This is a genomic window from Paracoccus sediminilitoris (assembly GCF_003259195.1).
Lineage (GTDB): Bacteria > Pseudomonadota > Alphaproteobacteria > Rhodobacterales > Rhodobacteraceae > Paracoccus > Paracoccus sediminilitoris.
This window is the reverse complement of record NZ_QJPK01000002.1, coordinates 53,852-77,770: the sequence shown is the minus strand read 5'-3', so window position 1 is coordinate 77,770 and position 23,919 is coordinate 53,852. Positions and strand designations below refer to the sequence as shown.

The following is a 23,919-nucleotide window of genomic DNA, read 5'->3' as shown; positions in this document are numbered from 1 at the left end:
CATGGGGCGGCATGATCGACTGGCTAAGGGATATCGGCAGCTTCTGGGGGTCCATCTTTGAACGGATGGATCAGACCCACATGACCCTGATTGCGGCGGGCGTGGCCTTTTATGGCATGTTCGCTGTCTTTCCGGGGCTTGCTGCCATCATCGCCCTCTGGAGCCTATGGTTCGATCCGGCGGTCGTGCTGACCTATCTGGACGTTGCCCACGAATTCCTGCCTGACGGTGCGTCCACCATCGTCGACGATCAGGTCACCTCGCTGACCTCGAACGGGCAGACGTCGGTCGGATGGACCTCGTTTTTGTCCTTCATGATCGCAACCATCGCAGCGCGCGCGGGTGTCGATGCGCTGATCCGCGGGTTGAACGCGGCCTATGGCGTCAGGGCGCATTCGACGATTTTCGGCTTCGTGTTGGCCTATGGGCTGACGCTGGTTATCGTGGGCATCTCGCTTGCGGGGCTGGCGACGATCGTCATCGTGCCGGTGGTGCTGAATTTTTTCGTGGTGGCACCTGTCAGGTCGCTGATGATCACGGCCCTGCCTTGGGCGGGGATGTTCCTGCTGGTCATCCTGACCATCGGCATCCTTTATCGCTATGGCCCGAACGTGAAGACGCCGCGCACACCGATCTTTACCTGGGGGGCCTTGTTCGCGGCCATGCTGTGGGCGGCGGGATCGATCGCCTTTTCGGCCTATCTGGGCAGCTTCAACAGCTATAACCGCATCTATGGATCCATCGGCACAGTCGTGGCGCTGCTGATGTGGCTGTATCTGGCGGGGTTTTCGGTCCTGCTGGGGGCGCTGATCAATGTCGAGCTGGCCCGTCGCCGCCGCCTTAATGCCGCGCGCGAGGCTAGGCGCGGTTTTGACGAATTGCTGGCCGAGAAGAACAAGTGAAAAAGGGCGCCCCCGATGGGCGCCCTTTCTGGTCCTTAGGCTTCCAACCCTTCGGTCGAGGCAAAGAACATCGCCTGGCTGACCGCCGAACGAACCTGCTCCTCGCTATAGGGCTTCGAGATCAGGAAGGCCGGCTCGGGGCGGTCCCCGGTCAGCAGGCGCTCGGGGAAGGCGGTGATGAAGATCACCGGGATGTCGCCCATGCTGCCCAACAGCTCGTTGACCGCATCCACGCCCGACGATCCGTCGGCCAGCTGGATATCCGCCAGGATCAGGTCGGGGCGGTGTTTGCCGGCCAGGTCGATGGCGGCGGTATGGGTGCGTGCGACGCCCGTGACCTCATGGCCCATCGCCTGAACGATGCCCTTCAGATCCATGGCGATGATCATCTCGTCCTCGATGACCATGACCTTGCCGCGCAGGGTGTTGCCCATCTCGTTCAGCGCGATCTGGACCAGCTCTTCCGCCTCGGCGGTGTCGATCTGCATCACGCGGGCGATCTGATCGGGGCGCAGCTCCTCGATCGTGCGCAGCAGCAGGGCTTCACGGGAATTGGGCGTCAGGCCGCGCAGGTGGTCCTGCGCCCGGCGTTCGCGCGCGGTCATGTCGGCCTCTTCCACCGGCTGGCCGGAACTTTGCCAGATCGCGTGGAAGGTCTTGAACAGCGCGATACGCAGATCGTCTTCACCGTCAAGCACGCTCCGATCCGACAGGATCGCTTCAAGCGTGGCGGCCGCATAGTTGTCACCGGCACTTTGGCTTCCGGTCAGGGCACGCGCATAGCGGCGCAGAAACGGAAGCTGTTGGCCGATCGATTGGGCCAGATCTGCAGCAGTCATCACACAGTCCTTTATTTCGTCTATTGCAAGGAACCATCTAGCCCCCCTATCGGTTGCATGGATGTGCGCACAAGTTTGTCGGGACTAACATTATTATGACGCCAAAGCGAGACGACCGTAGGAAAGCGGCTGTGGAAAAACAAATAGATGAAAACTTGAAACGAGTTTACGAACAGGATGCGACCAGCGAGGTTCCTGATCGATTCCTCGAGCTTCTGCAGAAGCTCAAGGAACAGGGATGACGTTTTACAGGTCCAATTTTTTTCCCGACTTCTTGTTCGACGGTGCCTCTCCCTTATGACGAATACAGCCCTGCCCGATCCGCGCGACCAACTTGTCGACCATCTTCCGGCGTTGCGGGCCTTTGCCCTGTCCCTGACGCGTGAAGGCGCTGCGGCCGACGATCTGGTGCAGGACACCATCGTCAAGGCGTGGACCAACATGGACAAGTTCCAGGCCGGCACCAATTTGCGTGCATGGCTGTTCACGATTCTGCGCAACACATTCTATTCCGCCCGCCGCAAGACCAAGCGCGAGGTCAGCGACAGCGACGGCATCCATGCCGCGCGTCAATCCACCCGTCCCGACCATGATGGACGTTTGGCATTGCGCGACTTCCGCTTTGCCTTTGACCGCCTGCCCGACGAACAGCGCGAGGCCCTTATTCTGGTCGGTGCCTCCGGTTTTTCCTATGAGGAAGCCGCCGACATGACCGGGGTGGCCGTTGGAACGGTCAAGTCCCGCGCCAATCGCGGCCGCCGCAAGCTGGCCGAACTGCTGCACCTTGAGCAGGGTGAAGATCTCAACATGACCGATCAGGCAACGCTGGCGGTGATGGCTCAGAACAACTCCAGCTCTCGCTGAGTTGGGGCGATGTTGCGGCGCATCTCAAGCCAACTGGAATTCACGCGCAGGCTTGGATTCCGTCTTGGCGCGCTGCTTTCCGTCGCCATCCTGCCCATTGGCCTGATTTCTCTGGTCCAGAATCTGCATCTGTCGCAGGAAGCCGAACGCAGCGCCGAGATCGCGCTGCTGGGCCGAACCGCCTCGGCGGCATCGGGCGAACGGGCGTTGTTGCAAAGCGCGCTTGGTTCCGCGGACGCCTTGGGGCCGGCAATTCTTGAAACGCTGGACCGCCCCGAGCAATGTGCCGAACTGCTGCGGAATTTCGTGCAGCGCAGCGGGACCTATGTCCACGCGGGTTTTGTCCCGGTCAATGGCGTCATGAGGTGCAGTTCAGCCATCGGAAACCCGCAATCGACCCTTGCGGCTGCCACGGAAGTCAACGTCTCTTCCGATGAAGCTGTCGTGGAATTCTTCGAAAATCCGGTCACCTCCGTAACATCGCTTCGTCAAGGGTCAATGTCGGGACTGGCGGTGGTTGTGGTGCAGCAGCCACTGTACCAAGACAGTGAACTTCTGGGCTTTGTCGCCCTGTCGCTGTCGCAGGACCTGTTGCGCTCTACCCATGCCATGGATTTCGGCACCGAGGGTACGCGCGTCATGACCTTCAACAATCGGGGCCGGGTTCTGAACGGCGATGATCTGGCCGGAGGCGTGACCAAGGACCTGCTGCCCCGCGACCGCGATCTGGTCGGCCTGCTGGGTCGCGGCGAGCGGACCTTCCGTGCGATGGCCAACAACGGCGAAACCCGTGTCTTCACCGTCGTCCCGGTCATTCCCGGGCTGGTCTATGCCCTTGGCAGCTGGAGTCCGCAATCTGCCGGCGTGGGCGTCTTTCAGCTGTCGCGGTTTGGCGCGGTCCTTCTGCCCGCGGCGCTGTGGGTGGTGTCGCTGGCCGTGGCCTATTTCGCGGTCTTCCGGCTGGTGCTGCGCCACATCACCGTCCTGCGCGGTCAGATGCGCCGTTTTGCCATCGGCAACCGTGATACTGCCCCCCCGGTCCTGCTGGATGCCCCGACCGAGATCACCGATGTCAGCCAGACCTTCCACAACATGGCCCGCATCCTGATCCGCGACGAGGAAGCGATGGAAAAGGCCGTCGCCGAAAAGACCATCCTGCTGAAGGAGGTCCACCACCGGGTGAAGAACAATCTTCAGCTGATCGCCTCGATCATCAACATGCAAAGCCGGCTGATCGATGACCCCGATGCCAAGCAGGTGCTGCGTTCGGTCCAGGATCGCGTGGCGGCACTGGCGACGATCTATCGCAATCTCTATCAGGCCGAACAGCTGGATGCGGTTGATGCCGACATGCTGATCACCGACATCATCGGACAGCTGACGAACGTCACGCAGGGGTCGGGGCGCAGGCTGGCGATCCAATCCGACATCCAGCCCCTGACCATGATGCCCGATCAGGCCGTGCCGCTGACGCTGCTGGCGACCGAGGCCTTCACCAACGCCCTGAAATACGCGACCAAGCCGCAGGGGGGCACGCGTCCCTGGGTCAGTGTTTCGTTGACATCGCCCGGACCGGGGCTGGGTCGGTTGCAGGTTGCCAACTCGGTCGGGGCGGACCCTGCCGAAGGCGGCACCGGCCTTGGTACCCAGCTGATCGAGGCGTTTTCCATGCAACTGGAGGGCGATGTGGAAACGCGCTCGGAACCGGATCGCTATGTCCTGACCATGACCTTCAAGCTGGCGCAGGGCCACCACGATACGGGGGGCGATACGCGCAACGTCGTCCTGACATCGGCGGCCAAGGCCGGTTCGCGCCACTGAGCCCGGCATTTCTTGCGCGCGGCCGGGGTGGGCGCTTGCGTCGCTGCGGCGGTGGCCTATCTTGACCAACATGGAACACGAACAAAGCTATGATCTGGCGACGGGGCGCGGGCTGATGGCCTGCCCCAAATGCGACGCCCTGCATATCGAGGAAGAGCTGGAGCTGGGCGAGACCGCATGTTGCACCCGGTGCGGCACGGTCATGGCCAAGCCGCGCGACGGCGCCTTCGTGCAGCTGATCGCGCTGGCCTTTACTTCGATGGTGCTGCTGGTGGGCGCGGTCTTCTTTCCCTTCCTGCAGGTCTCGGCGATGGGGTTCGGCAATGCCAGCTCACTGTTCGACGTAGCCTTGGCCTTTGCCGACGGGGTGCTGCTGCCCTTGGTCATCGCCGTGCTGGCGATGATCATAGGCCTGCCGATCGCGCGCGCCTTCCTGCTGGTCTATGTGCTGGCACCCTTGGCGCAGGGGCGCCCGCCCCACCGCCATGCCGCCCGCGCCTTCCGCTGGTCCGAGGTGATGCGTCCTTGGTCGATGGCCGAGATCTTTGTCATCGGCACCGCCGTGGCGCTGGTCAAGGTGGCGGGACTGGCATCGGTCCATCTGGGCCCGGCCTTCTGGGCCTTCTGCGCGCTGATCTTCGTCAACATCGCCAGCCGCGCCTTCATGTGCCAGACCTCGATCTGGGACGCGATCGAGGATGCAGGCCAAAGCGTCGAATTCCACGGCAAACCCCGCAAGGCCAAGGCATGAGCGTTCCTTCCGAACATGACGTCCCCGTCATGACCGCCCATCGCGCGGGCCTGATCGGCTGCCACAGCTGCGGTCGCGTCTGGACGCAGGATCACGACCAATGCCTGCGCTGCGGGGCGCATCTCTCGCCGCCCGACCGCCGCAGCCTGCAAAAGGTCTGGGCCTGGTGGTTCGCCGGCCTGATCATGTACATCCCCGCCAACCTGTTCCCGATGATGAGCACCCAGACCTTCGCGGGTCTTGCAGGCAACTCAGAATCCACCATCATCGAAGGCGTGATCGAGCTGATCCATCACGGCAGTTATGACATTGCCGTCATCGTCTTCGTCGCCTCGATCATCGTTCCGATGGGCAAGTTCCTGGCCATCGGCTGGCTGGCCATCGTCGCGGGCCGACCTGCCACCGTCGATCAGGCCCATACCCGGCTGAAGATCTATGAGGTGGTCGAATTCATCGGCCGCTGGTCGATGATCGACGTCTTCGTGGTGGCCATCCTGTCGGCACTGGTGCAATTGGGCTTCGTGGCATCGGTTCACCCTGGACCTGCGGCAGCCTCCTTTGCACTGTCGGTTGCCTTCACGATGCTTTCCGCGCAAAGCTTTGATGCGCGATTGATCTGGCGCGGCCTGCCCTTGCGGTCGAAAAGCGATTGATGCACCCCGAAACGGACCCTGACGGCCAAGGACAGCGACCAAGATGACTGATACGCCCCCGCCCCTCAAGCCGGCCAGCCCGGTGCGCAAGACGGCCACCCGCGCGGCCCAGGCAGGCGTGAACGTCATCTGGATCGTGCCCATCGTCGCGCTGATCGTGACCTTGGGCATCGCCTGGAACGCCTTCCGCGACCGTGGCAGCCTGATCGAGGTGGAATTTGCCGACGCGACCGGCATCACGCCCGGCGAAACCTCGTTGCGCTTCCGCGAGATCATCGTGGGTCAGGTCGAAGGCGTGTCCTTCAGCGGCGATCTGTCCAAGGTGATCGTCTCGATCCGGGTGGACGGGGATGTCGCGCAATATATCGATGCGGATGCCAATTTCTGGATTGTCCGGCCCCAGGTCAGTGCGCAGGGCGTGACGCGCCTGGATACGGTGCTGTCGGGGGCTTTCATCGAAGGTTATTGGGATTCGGAGGTCAACGAGGTCACGACCGAATTCACCGGTCTGGAACGCCCGCCGCTGGTCCGGGGCGACCAGCCCGGCACCTGGGTCACATTGTCGATGCAAGGCGCGGATGGCCTCAGCGAGGGGGCGCCGGTGCTGTATCGCGGCGTCCAGGTCGGCCGCGTGGAAAACATCCGCCTCTCTGACAATGACGACCGCGTCTTGGCCGATGCCTTCATCGAGGCGCCCCAGGATTCCCGCCTGACCACGGCCAGCGTATTCTGGGACACCTCGGGCTTTTCGCTGTCCCTTGGCGCCCAAGGGGTCAGCTTCAACGTGAACTCTCTGTCATCGGTCCTGCAGGGGGGCATCGCCTTCGATACGATCACCAGCGGCGGCAATCCGATCCGTCCGGGGCATGAATTCCCCGTGCAGGACGATGAAAGCATGGCCCGAAACACGCTGTTTGCCAGCGACGATACCGAACGGCTGCGGGTCGGCATGCTGATCGACGATTCCCTGCAGGGGCTGGAAAAGGGCGCCGACGTTCAGTTCCGCGGCCTTCGTGTCGGTCAGGTGACCGATCTGGCCGTCAGCGTCACGACGGGCGAGGGCGACGATACCCAGGTCAAGCAGTTGGTCACCATGGCCATCTCGCCGGGCCGCATGGGCCTGCCCGATGATGCCACCGCCGAGGACGCGTTGGCGCTTTTGTCGCGCGAGGTTGCCGATACCAGCCTGCGCGCCCGCGTGGCCAGCGCCGGCTTCCTGGGCACCACCCTGATGGTCGAACTGGTGCAGGTCCCGGACGCGGCACCCGCCACGTTGGATGCCGATGCCGAACCCGTCCCGCTGATCCCTTCGGTCGAAGGGGATCTGGACGATTTCACCGCCAGCGCCCAAGGGCTGGTCAACCGCATCGGCAACCTGCCCATCGAGGAATTGCTGAACTCGGCCCGCGACGCGCTGGACAGCGTCACCGCGCTGGCCAGTTCTCAGGACACGCGCGCGATCCCCGCCGCTCTGCGCAAGGCGATCGAGGACGGCAATGTCGCCTTGTCCGACATCAGCAGCATCACTACCGATCTGCGCGACGCCGAAAGCGGCCAGACCATCGCCCAGATGCTGGAGGACGCTTCGGCCGCCTTCAAGGCGGTCAATGACGCAGCCGTCGACGTCCCCGAGATGGTCGATCAGATCAACGAAGCCGCCGCCTCGGTCGAGGAATTCGGCTTTGCCGAGGTCAGCCTGCAGGTCGAGGGCATCCTGGCCGACCTGCGCGCCATGCTGGGCAGCGAGGATGCCGAGGCCCTGCCCCGCAACCTGTCGAACACGCTGCAGGCCGCAAGCGGTCTTCTGAACGATCTGCGCGACGGCAACGCGGCCGGCAGCCTGAACAACGCGCTGGATTCCGCCAGCGCCGCGGCCGATGAAATCCAGCGGTCCGTCCAGCAGCTTCCCGAACTGGTCCGCAGTCTGCAAACCACGGCCGCGCAGGCCAATTCGCTGTTTGCCAGCTATGGCAACCGTTCGGCCTTCAACAACGAACTGATCGGGGCGCTGCGCGAATTGCGCCGCGCGACGGAATCCTTCGGGTCGCTGGCCCGCCTGATCGAACGCAACCCCCGCGCCTTCATCTTGGGACGATAAGACATGACGACATCCTTCCTTCGCCTGCCGCTGATCGCCCTGTCGGGACTTGTCCTGCTGGGGGCCTGTTCGGACCCGGAAAAGACGGGACGCTACCTGCTGGACCCGCCGACCGACGGCGTGCGCGTGGCCAACCGTCTTGGCACCGCCGAACTGAAGGACGTGTCCCTGCCCGAATATGCGGCCAACCAAGAGGTCTCGTTCCAGACCGAGGACGGGGCGGTCAGGTCGAACCCGGACAACCTCTGGGCCGACACCCCGGCACGCGCCTTCACGACGACCTTGGCGCGCGCCATCAGCGACGTGTCCGGCGCCACCGTCATCGGAGAGCCCTGGCCCTTGGCCGAACCCCCGGCCCGCGTGGTCGAGGTTCGCGTCGAACGCGCCTTGGCGCGGACCGACGGCATCTATCAATTGTCGGGGCGGTATTTCGTCTCTGACGACGGGCTGAAGGGCAGCGGGGCGAACCATGCCCGCAGTTTTGACATCCGGGTTCCCATGACCTCGGCCACCCCGGCGGGCACGGCGGATGCGGCCAGCCGGGCGATCGCGCAACTGGCGCAGCAGATCGCCACCCTGTCCGGGCCGGGATCGACCATCGCCACCAGCCAGCCTGCCGCCAACGATCCCTTTGATCTGCCGCCGCTGTTCTAAGACAAGATCGAAGGGGCCGGCAGGATCCTGCCGGCCCCCTTCCCCAAGGGCGTCCCAAAAAAACGAAAAGTAACTGGTTACTCGATCTTGCCCTAGGGAAATGCGGCCCGGCGCAATGCGTCGCCGGAAATCCTGATATCTGCGTCTTCGTCACGCCCCAGCACGTGGGTGATGACCGGCAGAACGAAGTGATCGAAACATGACCGGTCGGGATTGAAGGCCCCGGGGGTGCCGATCAGCGAATCATACTTGACGGCGCAGCCTTCACGCAGCGCCACGGGCCCCCGCCCGCAACGTCCGGCGGCCCGTGGCATAGGCTTTGACCGTAGCGGCGCGCTGCACATGGTCCAGGGCGCGGCTGTCGGGATCATGATCCACGGTGCGATCGGTCCGGTCGCGGTAATGGGGGTCGTAAAGGCGGCCTTGCCGGGCTTCGCGGGGAAAGCCCCGCAGGACCTCGTCGCGCTGAAGCGATACGTCATGCAGACCCGGCGCGGCATTGGCGGGCAACGACAGGTGCCACAGGCCGGGCTTGATCAAGGCCTCGCCCGGCTTGTCGGGGCAGCTGGGCTGCAGCACCACGGTCACCGCCTGCCGATAACCGCCACCCGGCAGGGCGCTGGTCCCGTGATAGGCGCGCGCCATGTCATGCCCGTCACCATCCTGCAGATGGGTCACCTGACCGGCGGCGATTAAGGCGGTCCAGGCCGGTCCAAAGCCCGGACCCGCCAAGCCGATCTGCAAAGGCTTGTCAGGGGGCGTCTGCAGGACCGGCCCCCAGATTTCCAGCGGCGTGAGGGTGCGGTCGTCGGGCGGCACCTGCCAGCCAAGCGTTCCCCCCACCTGCAACGTGCCCCGAAGCCGCGCCATGCGGTGATTACCACTGGGCAGGACGATATGAACCGGCCCCAGATCATTGGCCTGATGATCGGCGATCTGGTCCAGCAGCCGCTTGATCACGCTGGTGCCGTCGTGGGGGCCGGCGGTCAGACTAAGGCTGTTGTTCAGCACCACCGGCAGGCGGACGCTGTTACAGGCAAGGCCGCGGCGGGTTTCAATTAGGCAGAACAGGCGACGCGCCCGCGTGATGACGAACAGGACCGAGGCGACCAGCACCCGCGGCGCCAACCCGCCCGAACTGTCTGCGATGACCTTCGGGCCAGGTTCACGCCGATCAGGGGCCGGTTGCGCGCATCCTGATCGCCCGGCGCATGGCCGGCCGCCAGCAACGCCACGGCCGCGCCGTGACAGGCGGCAAAGGCGGCCGCGTGCGTGGTCTGGCGGGTCATGTCCACGACCCCTGACAGGCGATAGAGGCTGTCTTCGGTCGGAATGGTCCCGGATTGCAGCTGCGCTAGCCATGTGCCGATTGCGGCGCCCCTCAGTTCGGTCCCGGCAGGCAGGTCGTGACCCGGACCGTGCGGGTCGAACCGTGCATCCTGTACCCACAGCGCGGCGACGCGGCCGAGGGTGGGCGTCAGGCGCAGGCGTTCGTGCACGAAGGGGATCGCATCATCGATCACCCCGATGATGCACCCCCCGTCGGGATCGGGCAGCCCGTCATCCTCCGGATAGGCCAGACGGGGATCGGTCAGGTCCGCCCCGTCCAAGGCGCGCGGTGCGGGATTGATCGCATCGATGGGCAGGACCAGCCCCGGCGGTCCCAGCTCCACCACCGGCAGCGCATTCCCCTGCGATCCGGTCCCATGCCCGAACGCCCGCGCGATCAGGTCCGACGGCAAGGCATCCGCGTCAGGCGGGCTGTCACTGCGGGCGAACCAGTCCTCGGCGCAGCCGCTGTGGTCGGGCGCCGTGCGGGGGGCGGGATTGTTCCAGGCGGGGGGTGCTCTCAGCTCCATCGCGTGTCCCATTCCTGCTGCGCGGCGGAGACCGGGCCCGACTACAGGGGCGCAGGGACGACGAAATCGGCCTGGTCCCGAACCTGGTCGAGCCGTCCTTTCCCGTCACCATCATGTCCAGCACGCCATAATGGAAATTGCGCGGCTGGTCCCCGGCATCGACGAACCGGCGCCCGTCGAAACTGGCGGCCGCCATCGCCCCGACCGGCATGGCCCGTGCCAGAAGCCACCGCCCCAGCTGGATGCCCAGCACCGCCCCCGCCACGCTGTCGGCGGGGAAATGCACCCTCGCCACGGTCCTGTTGACCGCGATCCGGCAGGCCAGCCAGAACAGCTGGTCGGTGGCCGTGACGGGTGCCCCCGACGTCGGCAACCCCGTCAGCAGTGTGGCCAGGCAAAAGGCCTGCGTCGCATGGCCACTGGCAGCGAGGGGTGGGTGGGGCAGGCGATGATGGGCTGCATCCGGTCGCTGAACTGGGTCGGGCGCGGGCAGGCCAGGGCCAGCTTGACGCGCATCACCGCCTGCGTGGTCAGATCCAGCGCGATCCGCAGCATTTCGGTGATCCTGTCGCAGCGGTCAGGCTGCAGCATGACGACCGATCCGAAAAAGGGCAGCTGGCTGCCGGCTCGGACCTCGATCTCGGCGGCGCGGTCGGCGCGCAGTTCGGCGTAATTGCCCACCAGCGGAACGGCCGCGCAAAACTGAGACAGGCCGGGGCGGTCGATGGTGACCAGCGTTCCGCCGCCATGGGAAATTGTCGCCGTCAGAGGGCGCCGGTCTGGGAATCGTCGGGGGTGGAATGGGTCACGGCCAGCCCCTCGGACAATTCGCCCAGCAGGACGGCGCCGCGGTGGTCGGGATGCATCCGCATCAGCCGGTCCCCCGTTGGCAGGATCACGGGGCCCGGCGGATCACCGACCAGCTGTTCAGTCCCCGAGATGGCGTCGCGGCTGCGCATCAGCGCCAGCACCATCTCCAGCGGGGCGTTGTCACCGGCTTCGGACATCTTGGCATGTTTGGCTTGCTTGGCGTGAAACAGGGACATGGCAACTCGCGACAAAAGGGTGATGGAACATCATTAACCTATCACACGAACGCGTGAACGGCTAAGCCTGTTGCCAGTTCCGCTGACAGGACCCGTTCCGTATGCCGATACTGACCTTTCGCCTGATGGGCCCGGTCGAACTGACCGGCCCCGCCGATATGCGCCTGACCCCGCGCAGGATGCGGGCGCGTGGCGCCTTGGCGGTGATCGGCACGGCGCGGTCCATGCGCATCACCCGGGCGCGCCTGCAGGACCTGCTGTTCAACGAACGCAACCCCGAACAGGGCAATGCCAGCCTGCGCCAAGTCCTGCGCGAGATTCGCATTAACCTTGGTTCCAATCGTGATGCCTTGCTGACCGGGCCGGGCCGGGCTGGGCTGGACTCCGCGATGCGCGCCAGGCCGGACAGGTCCGTGCCGTCACTGCGATCGAATCTTATCTGCCGGATCTGGTTCTGGGAACGCCCGTCTCGACCAGCCAGGATGCGATGGTTCTAGCCACGATGATCTTGTCCGAGGCCGCGGGCCGCACCGCTGACTTGTTGCCCGTCGCGATCCATGACGCCGATGTGGTGCCACGGGGTCAGCATATCCAGATCACGTCGCTGGCCAGCCTGCAGGGCCAGGTCGTCAATCTGTCGGCCATGCTGATGCACCGCCTCTGCGGTCACAGCGGACGACCTGCCCGATTGGCGATTTGGGTGCGCAGATGGGCGATTTCACTGGGCGCTGCTGTCTGGCGATGGTCTAGGTGGTGGATCAGGGGCGCGCGCTGGGGGCGGCGGGGGGCGGATCAGGTGCTGGAATGGCCGGGCGACAGCATCACCCCCACGGTGACCCTGTCGCTGCGCGCCTGGATCCGCACGACCTATGCCTTCGAGCGCCTGACCGACGATCCCGGTCGCGCCATCGCCGAGGCGGCCGAGCTGGCCGCCCGCGCGCGTCAGGCCGCGCCGTTCCACGCCACCGCTCTGGCGGCCAATTCCGTCATCGAGGCCTATCTGGACCGCCACCAGATCGCCTATGGCCTGGCCCGTCAGGCGGTGATGGCCGATGGTCAGAACCCGCTGGCGCGGCTGTCGCTGTCGCGCGCGCGGGCAGGTATCGACCGGCTGGAGCAATTGGCCTCGGAGGCGCAGGCCGGGCTGGATCAGGCGCTGTCCAGCCTGAACCCCGCGAGCACCTGGGGATCGGGGTCGCTAAGATGCGCGCGGGCGACCTGCCCGCCGCCATCCATCACCTCGAGGCCGTGCATCGCTTCGCGCCCGACAACCGCCCCGCGCTGCGCTTTCTGGCGGCGCTGCGTTACGCGGTCAAGGACCAGGCCGGCGCGCGCAATGCCCTGCGCGCCCTGCAGCGGCTGGAGCCGGATTTCAGCCTGGATCTGATGGGCAGCGACGGCTATCCGGTCGACACGCTGCGCAGGCTGGGCCAGTTGCAGGTCGCGAAATCGCGGCTGGTCTAGGCCAAGGCTTCCAACAGCTGGCGATGCAGCGTGGGACCGGCGACGATCAGCCCGTCCACCTGTGCGCGGGGGCTGTTGAACTGCATCGGCCTGCCGCGCCGGTCGGTGACGCGGGCACCTGCGCGCTCCGCGATCAGGCTGCCCGCCGCGATGTCCCATTCCCACGCCGCCCGAAGCGACAGGGCGGCGTCAAAGCGCCCTTCGGCGGCCAGCGACAGCCGCCAGGCCAACGAGGATCGGAATTCGCGCTGAAAACCCGGCATGGCACCGCTGCGCCAATATTGCCCGTCCGAGATGCCCCGATAGGTCAGCACCCCCGCCCCGTCGATGTCGCGATCGGTCGGCGCGATGGGCTGGCCGTTCAGCAGCGCCGGGCCGTCGGCAGTGGCCGTATAAGTCAGATCCAGCACCGGCAGATGCACCACGGCGGCGATGATCCGGCTGCCGTCCGCGATGGCCAGCGAATGGGAAAACCCGTCCTGCCCGTCGATGAAGGCCCGTGTGCCGTCGATCGGATCGACGATGAAGCAGCGCTGCGCGTCCAGACGGGCGGGGTCGGCCTCGCTCTCTTCGGACAGCCAGCCGTAATCGGGGCGGGCGGCGGTCAGCATGGCCAGCATGGCGTCGTTGACGGCCAGGTCGGCCTCGGTCACGGGGCCTGCGCCCCCGCCCTTGTCCCATGCGACCGGGTCGCGGCGCCAGAATCTCAAGGCGATCTGGCCCGCCTCATGGGCGGCGCGGATCAGAAGGTCCAGGTCGTCGCTAGGCGCCTGCAACGGTCATCCCCTGCACCAGCAGGCTGGGAACCTGTACGCCGCGCCAAGGCAGCGCGTCATCGGCCGCCACCAGCGTCATCAGCATTTCGCGCAGGTTGCCCGCGATGGTGCATTCGTTGACGGCATGGGTGATCTGGCCGTTCTCCACCCAGAAGCCAGCCGCGCCACGCGAATAATCCCCCGTCGTCGCATTGATCGAGGCGCCCAGCATCGATGTCACCACCAGCCCGCGCCCCATTTGCGCGATCAATTGATCCTGGCCGACATCGCCCGGCGTCAGGATGACGTTGCTGTTGGCGGGGGAGGGCGCCGATGCCAGCCCGCGGGCCGCCGAGGCGGTGCTTTCCAGCCCCAGCTTGCGCGCCGTCGCCAGGTCCAGCGTCCAGCCCTGCAGGATGCCGCCCGTCACGATGTCGCGGGGGCGCGTGGCCAGCCCTTCGGCGTCGAAGGGGCGCGACGAGGGATAGCCGGGGCGGTGCGGGTCCTCGGACAGGGTCATGTGGGCTGGCAGTACCTGTTCGCCCATGTCGCGACGCAGCCAGCTGGCCCCCCGCGCGACTGCCGAGCCGTTCACCGCCGACAGCAGATGCGCGATCAGCGATGACGACACGCGACGGTCGAACAGGATCGGAAAGGCCCCGGTGGGGGGCTTGCGGGCCCCGGCGCGCGCCAAGGTGCGTTCGGCGGCCAGAAGGCCGATCTCCTCGGGGGTGGGCAGGTCGGCTGCGAAGACGCGGGATTCGCCCGCATAATCACGTTCCATCCCGGTGCCCTCGCCGGTGATGGCGACGGTGGAGATCACGTGACCGGTCCGCGCATAGCCCCCCGAAAACCCGTTCGAGGCCGCCATCCACATCCGCCGGTGGCTGTAGCTGGCATTGGCGCTTTCGATCTGGCTGATGCCCTTGACCGACAGGGCCGCCGCCTCGGCCCGCAGGGCCAGGTCCTGCAGATGGGCCGGTTCGGGTTCGGGCAGGTCGTCGCAGATGCGCAGGCCCGACGCGTCGCGTGTGGTGGCCAGCTGATCCGGATCGGCCAGGCCCAGGGTGTCGTCCACGGGGGCCTCGCGCGCCATGGCGACGGCGCGGGCCGCCATCTGGGCGATGGCATCACGGGAATGATCCGAGGATGACACCGCCGCCTGCCGTCCGCCGATCAGCACGCGCAGCCCGATATCGACGCTCTCGGCGCGTTCGGCCTGTTCCAGCGCGCCGCCGCGCACGTCGATCCCTACCGATCGGCCATCGACCGCAAGGGCATCCGCCTGGTCGGCACCGGCGCGGCGGGCCGCATCGACCAGCGCCTCGGCCAGATGTTTCAGGCGGTCGGGATCGGCGGAAAAGGCGGTCATGCAATGCTCGTGTTCATGAATGGGGTTGAGGGGCCACGATCGCAGGGATCGCGGCCCGTCAGGGGGGCATCGTTACTTGACCTGCTGGCCGTTTGCAAAGATCGAGCCGCCTTCGCGGAATTCTAGCTCGGTGGTCAGGGTTTCAGGGTCGTCCTGGGCGGGGCGGGCGAACATCGCCATCATCATGCGCAGGCCCATCATCTGCTGTTCGGGGGCGATGCCCATGGCCACGGCATTGTCCAGAAGCGCGTTGATGCCGGTAAAGCGGCCCTGCACCGTGCCGACGGGCTGGCGGGGATCGTCGCCGAAGGCCAGATCGCCGGTGATGTCGGCGGTTGCGCCCACGGCATCCAGCGAGATGTCCTTGATGGTCAGCTGACGCGGCAGGAAGGGCGCCTTGTCGGATTCGGAATCGGCGAAGCCGGGATCCAGGAAGTCGGTGACCAGCACGGCCATGCCTTCCAGGTCGATGTTCAGGCTGGCCGGATCATGGGGCAGCGTCGATTGCGGATCGATCGCCTGCCAGATCTGGTCGTTCAGGGCCAGGTCCTTCAACCCATAGGCCAGCGCAAAGGGCTGTTCCTGTTCGGACGCGATCATCGGCATCGCCAGCCGGAAGGTGTTTTCCGCCGCCGTGTATTCGATCGGGAAGGGCAGATCGTCCGAGGTCATCTGCACCGCGATCTGTTCGGCCTTGCCGTCATAGCTGAGGCTGTCCTTGTCCATCGCCATGGCCATGGTGCCGTCTTCGATGCCAAAGCTGCCTTCGGCATTGTTGGTGCGGTCTTCGGCGACATCATGGGATGTGGCGCGGAAATCGCCCTGGACCTTGCCCATCGCGAAGGTGACCTGCCCCGAATACCCGGCCTTCAGCGCCCCCGACGGGTCCGAGGCCATGTCGAAATCGCCTGCCGGAAGGGTGCCCTGCCCCTTGAACTCCAGGTCGTCCAGCGTGACGTTCGACACAAAGCTGTCCATCGGCAGGTTCTCGGGATCGGGCCGCGGCGCGTCCTCAGGCTGATCGGCGGACTGGTCGGCAGGCTGATCTGCGGGGTCGACATGCGCCGGCCCCGAGGCATTGATCGCCATGACGGTCGTGGCCACCGTTCCCTCGAAGCTTTGGCTGCGGGTCCCGTCCTCGGCCTGCGATGTGGCCTGTTTCGCGGCCATGTCGGTCAGGGTGATGGTCAGGGGCGTTTCGTTGACCTTGTCCTGGCTGCGGCCGTTCACGATCATCTTGGGCACGGTGATGGCATGTTCCATCGCCTCGGGGGTGCCGGTGGTCAGGGTCTCGTTGCCAGGGGCGTCGATGGACATGGTGAAGCCGACCGGCTTGTCATCCTCGGTGCGGCCCTTCATCTGCAGGTCCATCTGGCCCTCGACGACGGATCGCACATCGCCGCCACCGGTCTGCTGCATGACGATCCTGGGGATGGTCAGCGTCATGTCCTTTTCGCCTTGGCGCGGCGTCAGCACCAGGTCCGTGACCGTCAGCGTCTGTCCCGCATCATCGGTCGCCCCGACCTGCATGTCATAGCCCATCTGGCCATAGGTCTGCTGCAGGCTGTCCCAGACCTGGGACGGGGTGACATCCGCCAGCACGGGCCCGGCCCCGATGATCAGGGCGATGGCAGAGGTGGCAATCGGGCGATACATGGCAAAAACCTTTCGGACGCTTGATGTCTGACGAATTCTTGCCACAGTGACCTTCAAAGTTGAAGGGAACTGTTCGTGATCCGCAGCCAGATGACGCAGGGCCTGTGCCTGCTGACGATCGACCGGCCCGACAAGGCCAATGCCCTGACCGAAACCATGTTGGCGCAGCTGACCCTGGCCCTGCGGCAGGCGGCGCGCGACGGGGCGCGGGCGGTGATCCTGACCGGCACGGGGCGGGTCTTTTCGGCAGGCGCCGACATGCAACAGGCGCGGACCGGGCTTGCGACATCGGTCGAATGGGAACGCCTGTCGGGGCAGGTGGCCGCGATGCCCTGCCTGACCATCGCGGCGCTGAACGGCACGCTGGCTGGGGGCGCCTTCGGGATGGCGCTGGCCTGCGACATCCGGCTGGCGGTCCCGCATGCGGCCTTCTTCTATCCGGTGATGCGGCTGGGCTTTCTGCCCCAGCCCTCGGATCCGGGGCGGCTGACGGCGCTGGTGGGACCTGCAAGGGCGCGGATGATCCTGATGGCGGGCGCCCGCATCGCCGCCCCCGAGGCGCTGTGCTGGGGCCTGATCGACTGCATCTGCCCGCCCGAGGACCTGATTCAGACGGCGCGCGATCTGGCTGCCGATTGCCTGGGCGCGGACCCCGCGCATGGCGCGGCGATCAAGGCCCTGTGCGATCACGCCGCCGGTCAGGCGAACCCCTTGCGCGATGGCCGGTGAAACGGCAGGCGGGCCCGTGACGGCCGCATCATGTGTCGGGCCATCGCGCGGCCGCATGGAACGATGTTCCGGCGGCGCGGTTTTCTGGCAATGCGCTGTTTCGATCGCCGCATGACCATGCCAAAAGATGTCCTTATTTGGGTGCCGACGGTTGTGCAGCCGGGGACAAGCCCGCATCTAAGGGTCAAGAACACAAGGAGAATTTTGATGCGCAACATCGCCGTCGCCGCCGCTTTGGCCCTGACCACCGCCCTGCCCGCCACCGCTGATACGATCCGCGTGGGCATGTCGGGGGGCTATTTTCCCTTCACCTTCACCCGCGCCGATGAATTGCAGGGTTTCGAGGTGGATTTCATGCGCGCCATCGCCGAGGAAACCGGCGACGAGGTGGAATTCGTCACCATGTCCTTTTCGGGCCTGATCGGTGCGCTGGGTTCGGGGCGCATCGACACCGTCGCCAACCAGATCACCATCACCCCCGAGCGCGAGGCGACCTTCGCCTTTACCCAGCCCTATGTCTATGACGGCGCGCAGGTCGTCGTGAAGAAGGGCAACGAGGACACCATCACCGGCCCCGAGAGCCTCAAGGGCAAATCGGTCGCCGTGAACCTGGGCTCCAATTTCGAGACCCTGCTGAACGAACTGCCCTATGCCGATGAGATCGACATCCGCACCTATGAAAGCAACATCACCCAGGATACCGCGCTGGGCCGGATCGACGCCTTTGTGATGGACCGGGTGTCGTCCTCGCAGGTGATCGCGGAAAGCCCGCTGCCGCTGGCCTTGGCCGGTCAGCCATTCTCCGAGATCCGCAACGCCCTGCCCTTCCGCAACGACGATGAAGGCAAGGCCCTGCGCGACCGCGTCGATGCGGCCATCACCACCCTGAAGGAGGACGGCACGCTGGCCGAGATCTCTCAGAAATGGCTGAATGCCGACGTGACCCAGCCTGCCCAGGCTGAAGACGCCCCGGCCGAATAACATGCGGGGATTGGACACCGCCTACATGCTGGACCTGATCCCCGTGATCGCCAGCTATGTGCCGCTGACCCTGTTCATGGCCATCGTGGCGATGATCGCCGGCCTTGCGCTGGCCATCGTCATGGCGGTCATCAGGGTCATTCGCGTGCCTTGGCTGCATCGCGTGGTGGCGGTGTTCATCAGCTTCTTCCGCGGCACGCCGCTGCTGGTGCAGCTGTTCCTGTTCTATTTCGGCCTGCCGCAGCTGGTGCCGGCGCTGAACAACCTGGACGGGGTGACGGCGGCGATCATCGGGCTGACGCTGCATTTCTCGGCCTATATGGCCGAAAGCATCCGCGGTGCCATCCTGGGCGTCGACCGCAGCCAGTGGGAGGCCGCCCAATCCATCGGCATGACCCAGAAACAGGTCCTGACCCGCATCATCCTGCCGCAGGCGTCGCGCACCGCCGCGCCGACGCTGATGAACTATTTCATCGACATGATCAAAGGCACCTCGCTGGCCTTCACGCTGGGCGTGACGGAAATGATGGGCGCCGCGCAGAAGGAGGCCTCCAGCACTTTCCTCTATCCCGAGGCATTCCTGGTGGTCGCGGTTTTCTACTGGGTCATTGTCGAGGCTCTGTCCGTAGGACAGCGGCAGTTGGAAACGAGGCTTGGAAAGGCGGTATCGCGATGAGCTGTCAGATCGACATCGATGGGCTGGTCAAGCGTTTTGGCGACAACACCGTGCTGAACGGCATCGACCTGTGCCTGCAGCCGGGCGAACGCGTGGCCATCATCGGACCGTCGGGCACGGGAAAATCGACGCTGCTGCGCTGCCTGAACTATCTGGACCGCCCCGATGAAGGGCGCATCACCGTCGGCGACCTGACGGTCGATGCCGCCAAGGCCCAGAAATCCGATATCCTGGCGCTGCGACGCCGGACGGGATTCGTCTTTCAAAACTATGCGCTTTTCGCCAACAAGACGGCGCGCGACAACATCATGGAGGGGCTGACCACCGTTCGCGGCTGGTCCAAGCCCAAGGCACGCGAGCGCGCGGACGACATCCTGGCGCAGATTGGTCTGGCCGACCGGGGCAACAGCTATCCCGCCGCCATGTCGGGCGGACAGCAGCAACGGGTCGGCATTGGTCGGGCGATGGCGCTGGATGCGGATCTGCTGCTGTTCGATGAACCGACCAGCGCGCTTGATCCAGAATGGGTGGGCGAGGTTCTGGACCTGATCCGTCGCATTGCCGACGGGCGTCAGACCATGCTGATCGTGACCCATGAAATGCAGTTCGCCCGCGAAATTGCGGACAGGATCGTCTTCATGGAAGGGGGACGGATCGTCGAACAGGGACCGCCGTCGCAGATCTTTGGCAACGCGCAGGACGACCGCACAAGGGCCTTCCTGCGCCGCGTAGGATGATCAGAGGCCGGCAACCTCATAATAAGCTTCGGTATCGGCCTGATCGTCAAAGCCAATGCCCGACGCGATGATGCAACTGGTTTCGTCGCCACGCGTGGCAACCAGCGTCCACGTTCCCAACTGGTCCGACCCCCACAGATGGGTGCCGTCGGCATTGGCCGTATCTATGGGCAGTTCGTTGAAATCATGTTCAAGCGTGTCGGCGATTTCGGCGTCGCTGGCGCAATAGGGCTGATCTTCGGTCGCTTGCGACGACAGGGGCATGGTCTGGACGTCGCGCAGCAGCGTGGCGGTGTCGGTGCCCTTCATCGCGCTCCAGCCCTGGATGGGGTTGCTGGCGGTCGCGGCCAAGCCGGGCATGGCCGTCAACAGCGTCACGCTGCCGACCATTGCAAGGCGGGCGATGCGGTTTGCGGTGCGGATCATGGGTTTGGCCTTTCTTTGCGTTCCGTGCGTCGTCATGTCAGTAAAACGCGGGGTTTCAGCGCAAAGTTCCCCTGTCCCTATGGTCAGGCCCATTGCCGGGCCAGGCGTAGGCGCGCCTGAAGCCCCTCGGACCGGTGCAGGAATTCCAGCCGACCGCCATGCTGCGCGGCGATGGTCGAGACGATGGCAAGGCCCAGGCCCACCCCCGAATGGGTACCTGCATTCTCTCCACGCTGAAAGGCGCCCGTCAGCCGCGCCATGTCGGTTTCCGTCAGGACCGAACCGCGATCGGTGACGCTGATCCAGGCCTCGTCGGCGGTGGCGTCGACGCTGACCACCGCCTCGCGGCCGTATTTCAGGGCGTTGTCGATCAGGTTCGACAGGGCCCGGCGCAGGGATGTCGGCTGGCCGCGCATGATCACCGCATGGCTGTCGGCAATGGGCCGCGTCACCGCCCGCGCAAACAGCGTGCCCGCGCGGGTCGGACGCGGCGCCGGGGCCGCCAGCGTGACCGCCAGCCCCACATCCTGGTAATCGGCCACGACCGCCTCGGCCAGGGATGTCAGGGACAGGCGGCGGAAGGGTTCGTCCCCGATCTCGGCGCGGGTATAGGTCAGAACGCCGTCGATCATGGTCGTCATCTCGTCGATATCGCGATCCAGCTTGTCGCGCAGGACCGGGTCCTCGATCAAAGCGGTGCGCAGGCGCAGGCGGGTGGCGGGCGTGCCCAGGTCATGGCTGACCCCCGACAGCACCATGGCCCGGTTTTCCAGCGCCGCGCGGTCCTGGGCCACGAACAGGTTCACGGCATGGGCGGTCTGACGCAGTTCCTCGACCCCGCCGACGGGCAGGGCGGCATTGCGGGCGCGGTGATCGCCAAGGGCGGATGCAAAGGCGGTAAAGGCACCCGATACCTCGGCCACCCAGCCCAGCATCAGGCCCAACCCCGCCAGCGCGATGACGCCCCCCAGCAGGCGCATGTCCGCAGGGGCCGCGTCGCAGCCCCAGACCGAATCGCCATCCACCCGCATCCAGGGGCCGGTATCCATCTGCACGAACAGGCGCGGATCGCTGCAGAACCGCGCCAGGGTCCGCGTGACCGAGGCCAGCCCCGCAGCCTGCGTACCCCCGCCCACGCTTTCCACCCGCGACGCCGGATACTGGATGTCCGGCGACTGGATGCGCAGCGACAGGCGCGCGCCACGCGCCAGGTCGGGCCGCCCGCCGCCGGTCAGGGTGATCAGCGTTTCGCGCCAGCCGGCGGGCAGGGCCGGGGGGGTACGCAGCTGCGTCAGGCTGACGCCCGGCGGCAGGGCGCTGCCGTTATCCAGGCTGTCATGCAGGGCCAGCCCCGCCACATAGGCTTGGGTCAGATGCGCCCGCCAGGCCGCGTCGCTGGCCATCCAGGTCCAGACCGCCCCGCCCCCGAACAGCATCGCCAGCACCACCCACAGGCTGGCCAGCCGCCGCAGGCTAAGCCGTGCCATCGGCCGAAACCTGGGTGGCCAGGACATATCCCGTGCCGCGTTCGGTGCGGATCAGGGCGGGGTCGGTCTTGTTGCGCAGCCGGCCCACCAGCACATCGATGGCGCGGCCTTCGGCAGCATCGTCATCGTCCAGTGCGGCGGCGATCTCCTCTCGGGTCAGGGGGATCTGGGGATTGGCCAGAAAGATGCGCAAAAGCGCGGTCTCGCGCGCGGACAGGGAAACCTGCCAGCCGCCGGGCGCCGTCACCTCGTCGCGGCCCGCGTCATAGCGCCAGCCCTGAAAGCGCAGCACCCCTTCGCGGCGGCGATGGGTCAGGCTGGGGGCGCGCCCGGCGCGGCGCAGCACGGCGCGGATGCGCGCCAGCAGCAGGTCGGGATTGAAGGGTTTCGCGATGTAGTCGTCGGCCCCCACCTGATAGCCCGCCATCCGCTGGTGATCGGCCGACAGCGCGCTGACCATGATGATCGGCACGTCCTGCGCGGCCCGGATCTCGGCGCAAAGCGCCACGCCGTCATCCTCGCCCAGGGACACGTCCAGCAGGATCAGGTCCACCCGCCCCGCCTTCAGCGCGGCCAGCGCCCCCGCCCGGTCCTGGGCGGTGGTGACGTAAAGCCCCTGCCGTTGCAGATAGGCGGCCAGCATCGCGGCCATGTCGATGTCGTCTTCCACCAGCAGCAGACGGTGCAGGCTCATGCGCGGGTCCCCCTTGTCCGACGCCTTACCATCGCCGGGCGGGGCTTCGGTAACAGTTTGTAACGTCACGCCGGGATTTCTTGTCAGCGCATGGCTGGGATGCGTTGCGGGCATGGCTGCCCATCTGCCATCATGATCCCAGCAGGCAGAGGACCGAATCCGCCTGAACAAGATCTGGGAGGATCCATGTATTTGAAATCCGTTCTGGCGGCCTCGACCGCCGTGATGCTGGCCGGCCCCGTGATGGCCGAACCGACCGCCGAAGTCCTGCATTGGTGGACCTCGGGCGGTGAAGCGAAATCAGTCGCCGTGCTGCAGGATCAGTTCAAGGCCGAAGGCGGCACCTGGACCGACATGCCCGTCGCGGGCGGTGGCGGCGATGCCGCGATGACCGCGCTGCGCGCACGCGTCCTGTCGGGCAACGCCCCGACCGCCGTGCAGCTGAAGGGCCCCGCCATCCAGGAATGGTACGAGGAAACCGGCCTGGCCGACATCAGCGCCGTGGCCGAGGAAAACAACTGGGCCGACGTCCTGCCCGCCCAGATCGCCGAGCACATGAAGTGCGAAGGCCAGTGGTGCGCAGCCCCCGTCAACGTCCACCGCGTGAACTGGCTGTGGGGCAACAAGCAGATCCTGGACGAGCACGGCATCGAGATGCCGACCACCTGGGACGAATTCAACGCCGCCGCCGAAAAGCTGCAGGCCGCCGGCGTGACGCCGCTGGCCCATGGCGGCCAGAACTGGCAGGACGCGACCATCTTCGAGACCGTCGTGCTGGGCCTGGGCGGCCCCGAGTTCTATCAGAAGGCACTGGTCGACCTGGACCCCGAGGCGCTGCAATCGGATACCATGAAGCAGGTCTTCGACGAGATGCGGACCATCCGCGGCTATGTCGACGACAACTTCTCGGGTCGTGACTGGAACCTGGCCACCGCGATGGTCATGAACGGCGAAGCCGCCTTCCAGATCATGGGCGACTGGGCCAAGGGCGAATTCTTGGCCGCGGGCAAGGAACCGGGCGTCGATTTCGTCTGCGCCCAGACCCCCGGCGAAGGCTTCCTCTACAACGTCGACAGCTTTGCCTTCTTCGAGCTGGACGGCGAGGAAAAGCAGCAGGGTCAGGCCCTTCTGGCCAAGCTGATCATGGGTCCGGAATTCCAGAAGACCTTCAACCTGAACAAGGGCTCGGTCCCGGCACGCACCGATGTCGCGCTGGACGATTTCGACACCTGCGCGGTCGAATCGAACAAGGCGATGAACGCGGGTGCCGAAGACGGATCGCTGCTGCCCAGCTATGCCCATGGCATGGCCCTGCGCGGCGCGCCCGCCGGTGCGATCACCGACGTGGTGACCGCGCATTTCAACAGCGACATGTCCTCGGACGATGCCGTGCAGCAACTGGTGGATGCCGTCGCCAACGCGATGTGATCACCGCATGACGGCCCCGCGCCTTGG

The 23,919-nt window shown here is 65.9% G+C and carries 28 protein-coding genes; 15 read left to right on the top strand and 13 right to left on the bottom strand.

Annotation, left to right across the window (positions count from 1 at the left end):
* Positions 1-11: 11 nt before the first annotated feature.
* Entirely contained in the window at positions 12-902 is an 891-nt protein-coding gene (locus DKT70_RS04290) for a YihY/virulence factor BrkB family protein (protein ID WP_111557988.1), read from the top strand.
* A gap of 35 nt (positions 903-937) precedes the next feature.
* Here DKT70_RS04290 and DKT70_RS04285 read toward each other — a convergent pair whose 3' ends face one another.
* Positions 938-1,741, bottom strand: a complete 804-nt coding sequence (locus tag DKT70_RS04285; RefSeq protein ID WP_111557987.1) for a response regulator — start codon at positions 1,739-1,741, stop codon at positions 938-940.
* A 95-nt stretch (positions 1,742-1,836) separates the two neighbouring features.
* On the opposite strand from DKT70_RS04285, the gene DKT70_RS18620 reads away from it, so the two are divergent.
* From DKT70_RS18620 to DKT70_RS04245, 7 genes are all read left to right on the top strand, one after another.
* On the top strand, positions 1,837-1,983 hold the full coding sequence (locus DKT70_RS18620) for a NepR family anti-sigma factor (protein ID WP_111558207.1): 147 nt from the start codon (positions 1,837-1,839) through the stop codon (positions 1,981-1,983).
* A 55-nt stretch (positions 1,984-2,038) separates the two neighbouring features.
* On the top strand, positions 2,039-2,605 hold the full coding sequence (locus DKT70_RS04275) for an RNA polymerase sigma factor (RefSeq protein WP_072296755.1): 567 nt from the start codon (positions 2,039-2,041) through the stop codon (positions 2,603-2,605).
* 9 nt (positions 2,606-2,614) lie between these two features.
* The gene (locus DKT70_RS04270; RefSeq protein WP_111557986.1) at positions 2,615-4,426 is read left to right on the top strand and encodes a sensor histidine kinase; all 1,812 of its coding nucleotides are present in this window, start codon (positions 2,615-2,617) and stop codon (positions 4,424-4,426) included.
* 70 nt (positions 4,427-4,496) lie between these two features.
* Positions 4,497-5,177 (top strand): paraquat-inducible protein A, encoded by a 681-nt coding sequence (locus DKT70_RS04260; RefSeq protein ID WP_111557984.1) that lies wholly within the window; start codon positions 4,497-4,499, stop codon positions 5,175-5,177.
* Positions 5,174-5,830: a paraquat-inducible protein A gene (locus DKT70_RS04255; protein WP_111557983.1), complete on the top strand. Its 657-nt coding sequence runs from the start codon at positions 5,174-5,176 to the stop codon at positions 5,828-5,830. Before DKT70_RS04260 ends, DKT70_RS04255 begins: the two co-directional genes overlap by 4 nt.
* A 43-nt stretch (positions 5,831-5,873) precedes the next feature.
* The gene (locus DKT70_RS04250) at positions 5,874-7,928 is read left to right on the top strand and encodes a PqiB family protein (protein ID WP_111557982.1); all 2,055 of its coding nucleotides are present in this window, start codon (positions 5,874-5,876) and stop codon (positions 7,926-7,928) included.
* Between the two features lie 3 nt (positions 7,929-7,931).
* The gene (locus tag DKT70_RS04245) at positions 7,932-8,582 is read left to right on the top strand and encodes a PqiC family protein (RefSeq protein WP_111557981.1); all 651 of its coding nucleotides are present in this window, start codon (positions 7,932-7,934) and stop codon (positions 8,580-8,582) included.
* Positions 8,583-8,674: 92 nt separating this feature from the next.
* On the opposite strand, the gene DKT70_RS04240 is transcribed toward DKT70_RS04245, so the two are convergent.
* The 6 genes from DKT70_RS04240 to DKT70_RS04220 form a co-directional block, all read right to left on the bottom strand.
* Complete coding sequence (locus DKT70_RS04240) at positions 8,675-8,860, bottom strand: hypothetical protein (protein WP_111557980.1); 186 nt, start codon at positions 8,858-8,860, stop codon at positions 8,675-8,677.
* Positions 8,847-9,710 carry a hypothetical protein gene (locus DKT70_RS04235; RefSeq protein ID WP_111557979.1) on the bottom strand — a complete coding sequence of 288 codons (864 nt, stop codon included), beginning with the start codon at positions 9,708-9,710 and terminating at the stop codon, positions 8,847-8,849. The genes DKT70_RS04240 and DKT70_RS04235 overlap by 14 nt, the downstream gene beginning before the upstream one ends.
* Positions 9,641-10,441 carry a hypothetical protein gene (locus tag DKT70_RS04230; RefSeq protein WP_146612594.1) on the bottom strand — a complete coding sequence of 267 codons (801 nt, stop codon included), beginning with the start codon at positions 10,439-10,441 and terminating at the stop codon, positions 9,641-9,643. Before DKT70_RS04230 ends, DKT70_RS04235 begins: the two co-directional genes overlap by 70 nt.
* Complete coding sequence (locus tag DKT70_RS18805; RefSeq protein WP_407672188.1) at positions 10,347-10,814, bottom strand: hypothetical protein; 468 nt, start codon at positions 10,812-10,814, stop codon at positions 10,347-10,349. The genes DKT70_RS04230 and DKT70_RS18805 overlap by 95 nt, the downstream gene beginning before the upstream one ends.
* A 5-nt stretch (positions 10,815-10,819) precedes the next feature.
* Complete coding sequence (locus DKT70_RS18300; RefSeq protein WP_233490414.1) at positions 10,820-11,122, bottom strand: hypothetical protein; 303 nt, start codon at positions 11,120-11,122, stop codon at positions 10,820-10,822.
* Between the two features lie 83 nt (positions 11,123-11,205).
* On the bottom strand, positions 11,206-11,487 hold the full coding sequence (locus tag DKT70_RS04220; RefSeq protein ID WP_111557976.1) for a hypothetical protein: 282 nt from the start codon (positions 11,485-11,487) through the stop codon (positions 11,206-11,208).
* A 101-nt stretch (positions 11,488-11,588) separates the two neighbouring features.
* Here DKT70_RS04220 and DKT70_RS04215 point away from each other — a divergent pair, with 101 nt between their 5' ends.
* Together DKT70_RS04215 and DKT70_RS17755 are read left to right on the top strand one after the other, a co-directional pair.
* Positions 11,589-11,984, top strand: coding sequence for a hypothetical protein (locus tag DKT70_RS04215; protein ID WP_111557975.1), 396 nt, complete (start codon positions 11,589-11,591; stop codon positions 11,982-11,984).
* Positions 11,985-11,989: 5 nt separating this feature from the next.
* Positions 11,990-12,874 carry a hypothetical protein gene (locus DKT70_RS17755; RefSeq protein ID WP_146612592.1) on the top strand — a complete coding sequence of 295 codons (885 nt, stop codon included), beginning with the start codon at positions 11,990-11,992 and terminating at the stop codon, positions 12,872-12,874.
* Between the two features lie 73 nt (positions 12,875-12,947).
* Here the strand turns inward: DKT70_RS17755 and DKT70_RS04205 are convergent, their stop codons facing one another.
* From DKT70_RS04205 to DKT70_RS04195, 3 genes are all read right to left on the bottom strand, one after another.
* On the bottom strand, positions 12,948-13,727 hold the full coding sequence (locus tag DKT70_RS04205) for an inositol monophosphatase family protein (RefSeq protein ID WP_111557973.1): 780 nt from the start codon (positions 13,725-13,727) through the stop codon (positions 12,948-12,950).
* Positions 13,714-15,078 (bottom strand): TldD/PmbA family protein, encoded by a 1,365-nt coding sequence (locus DKT70_RS04200; RefSeq protein WP_111557972.1) that lies wholly within the window; start codon positions 15,076-15,078, stop codon positions 13,714-13,716. The genes DKT70_RS04205 and DKT70_RS04200 overlap by 14 nt, the downstream gene beginning before the upstream one ends.
* Before the next feature lie 72 nt (positions 15,079-15,150).
* A complete protein-coding gene (locus DKT70_RS04195; protein WP_111557971.1) occupies positions 15,151-16,734 on the bottom strand; it encodes a DUF2125 domain-containing protein in 1,584 nt (527 codons plus the stop codon).
* Positions 16,735-16,824: 90 nt separating this feature from the next.
* On the opposite strand from DKT70_RS04195, the gene DKT70_RS04190 reads away from it, so the two are divergent.
* From DKT70_RS04190 to DKT70_RS04175, 4 genes are all read left to right on the top strand, one after another.
* Positions 16,825-17,463: an enoyl-CoA hydratase/isomerase family protein gene (locus DKT70_RS04190; protein WP_111558206.1), complete on the top strand. Its 639-nt coding sequence runs from the start codon at positions 16,825-16,827 to the stop codon at positions 17,461-17,463.
* Between the two features lie 207 nt (positions 17,464-17,670).
* Positions 17,671-18,444 (top strand): amino acid ABC transporter substrate-binding protein, encoded by a 774-nt coding sequence (locus tag DKT70_RS04185; protein WP_111557970.1) that lies wholly within the window; start codon positions 17,671-17,673, stop codon positions 18,442-18,444.
* Between the two features lies 1 nt (position 18,445).
* Positions 18,446-19,120, top strand: a complete 675-nt coding sequence (locus tag DKT70_RS04180) for an amino acid ABC transporter permease (protein WP_072296770.1) — start codon at positions 18,446-18,448, stop codon at positions 19,118-19,120.
* Positions 19,117-19,857 carry an amino acid ABC transporter ATP-binding protein gene (locus tag DKT70_RS04175; RefSeq protein ID WP_111557969.1) on the top strand — a complete coding sequence of 247 codons (741 nt, stop codon included), beginning with the start codon at positions 19,117-19,119 and terminating at the stop codon, positions 19,855-19,857. The genes DKT70_RS04180 and DKT70_RS04175 overlap by 4 nt, the downstream gene beginning before the upstream one ends.
* On the opposite strand, the gene DKT70_RS04170 is transcribed toward DKT70_RS04175, so the two are convergent.
* The 3 genes from DKT70_RS04170 to DKT70_RS04160 form a co-directional block, all read right to left on the bottom strand.
* Positions 19,858-20,283 (bottom strand): hypothetical protein, encoded by a 426-nt coding sequence (locus DKT70_RS04170; protein ID WP_111557968.1) that lies wholly within the window; start codon positions 20,281-20,283, stop codon positions 19,858-19,860.
* A gap of 83 nt (positions 20,284-20,366) precedes the next feature.
* Positions 20,367-21,770: a sensor histidine kinase gene (locus DKT70_RS04165; RefSeq protein WP_158529940.1), complete on the bottom strand. Its 1,404-nt coding sequence runs from the start codon at positions 21,768-21,770 to the stop codon at positions 20,367-20,369.
* On the bottom strand, positions 21,757-22,464 hold the full coding sequence (locus DKT70_RS04160) for a response regulator transcription factor (RefSeq protein WP_111557966.1): 708 nt from the start codon (positions 22,462-22,464) through the stop codon (positions 21,757-21,759). The genes DKT70_RS04165 and DKT70_RS04160 overlap by 14 nt, the downstream gene beginning before the upstream one ends.
* Before the next feature lie 186 nt (positions 22,465-22,650).
* Here DKT70_RS04160 and DKT70_RS04155 point away from each other — a divergent pair, with 186 nt between their 5' ends.
* Positions 22,651-23,892 (top strand): ABC transporter substrate-binding protein, encoded by a 1,242-nt coding sequence (locus tag DKT70_RS04155; protein ID WP_072296775.1) that lies wholly within the window; start codon positions 22,651-22,653, stop codon positions 23,890-23,892.
* Positions 23,893-23,919 lie beyond the last annotated feature (27 nt).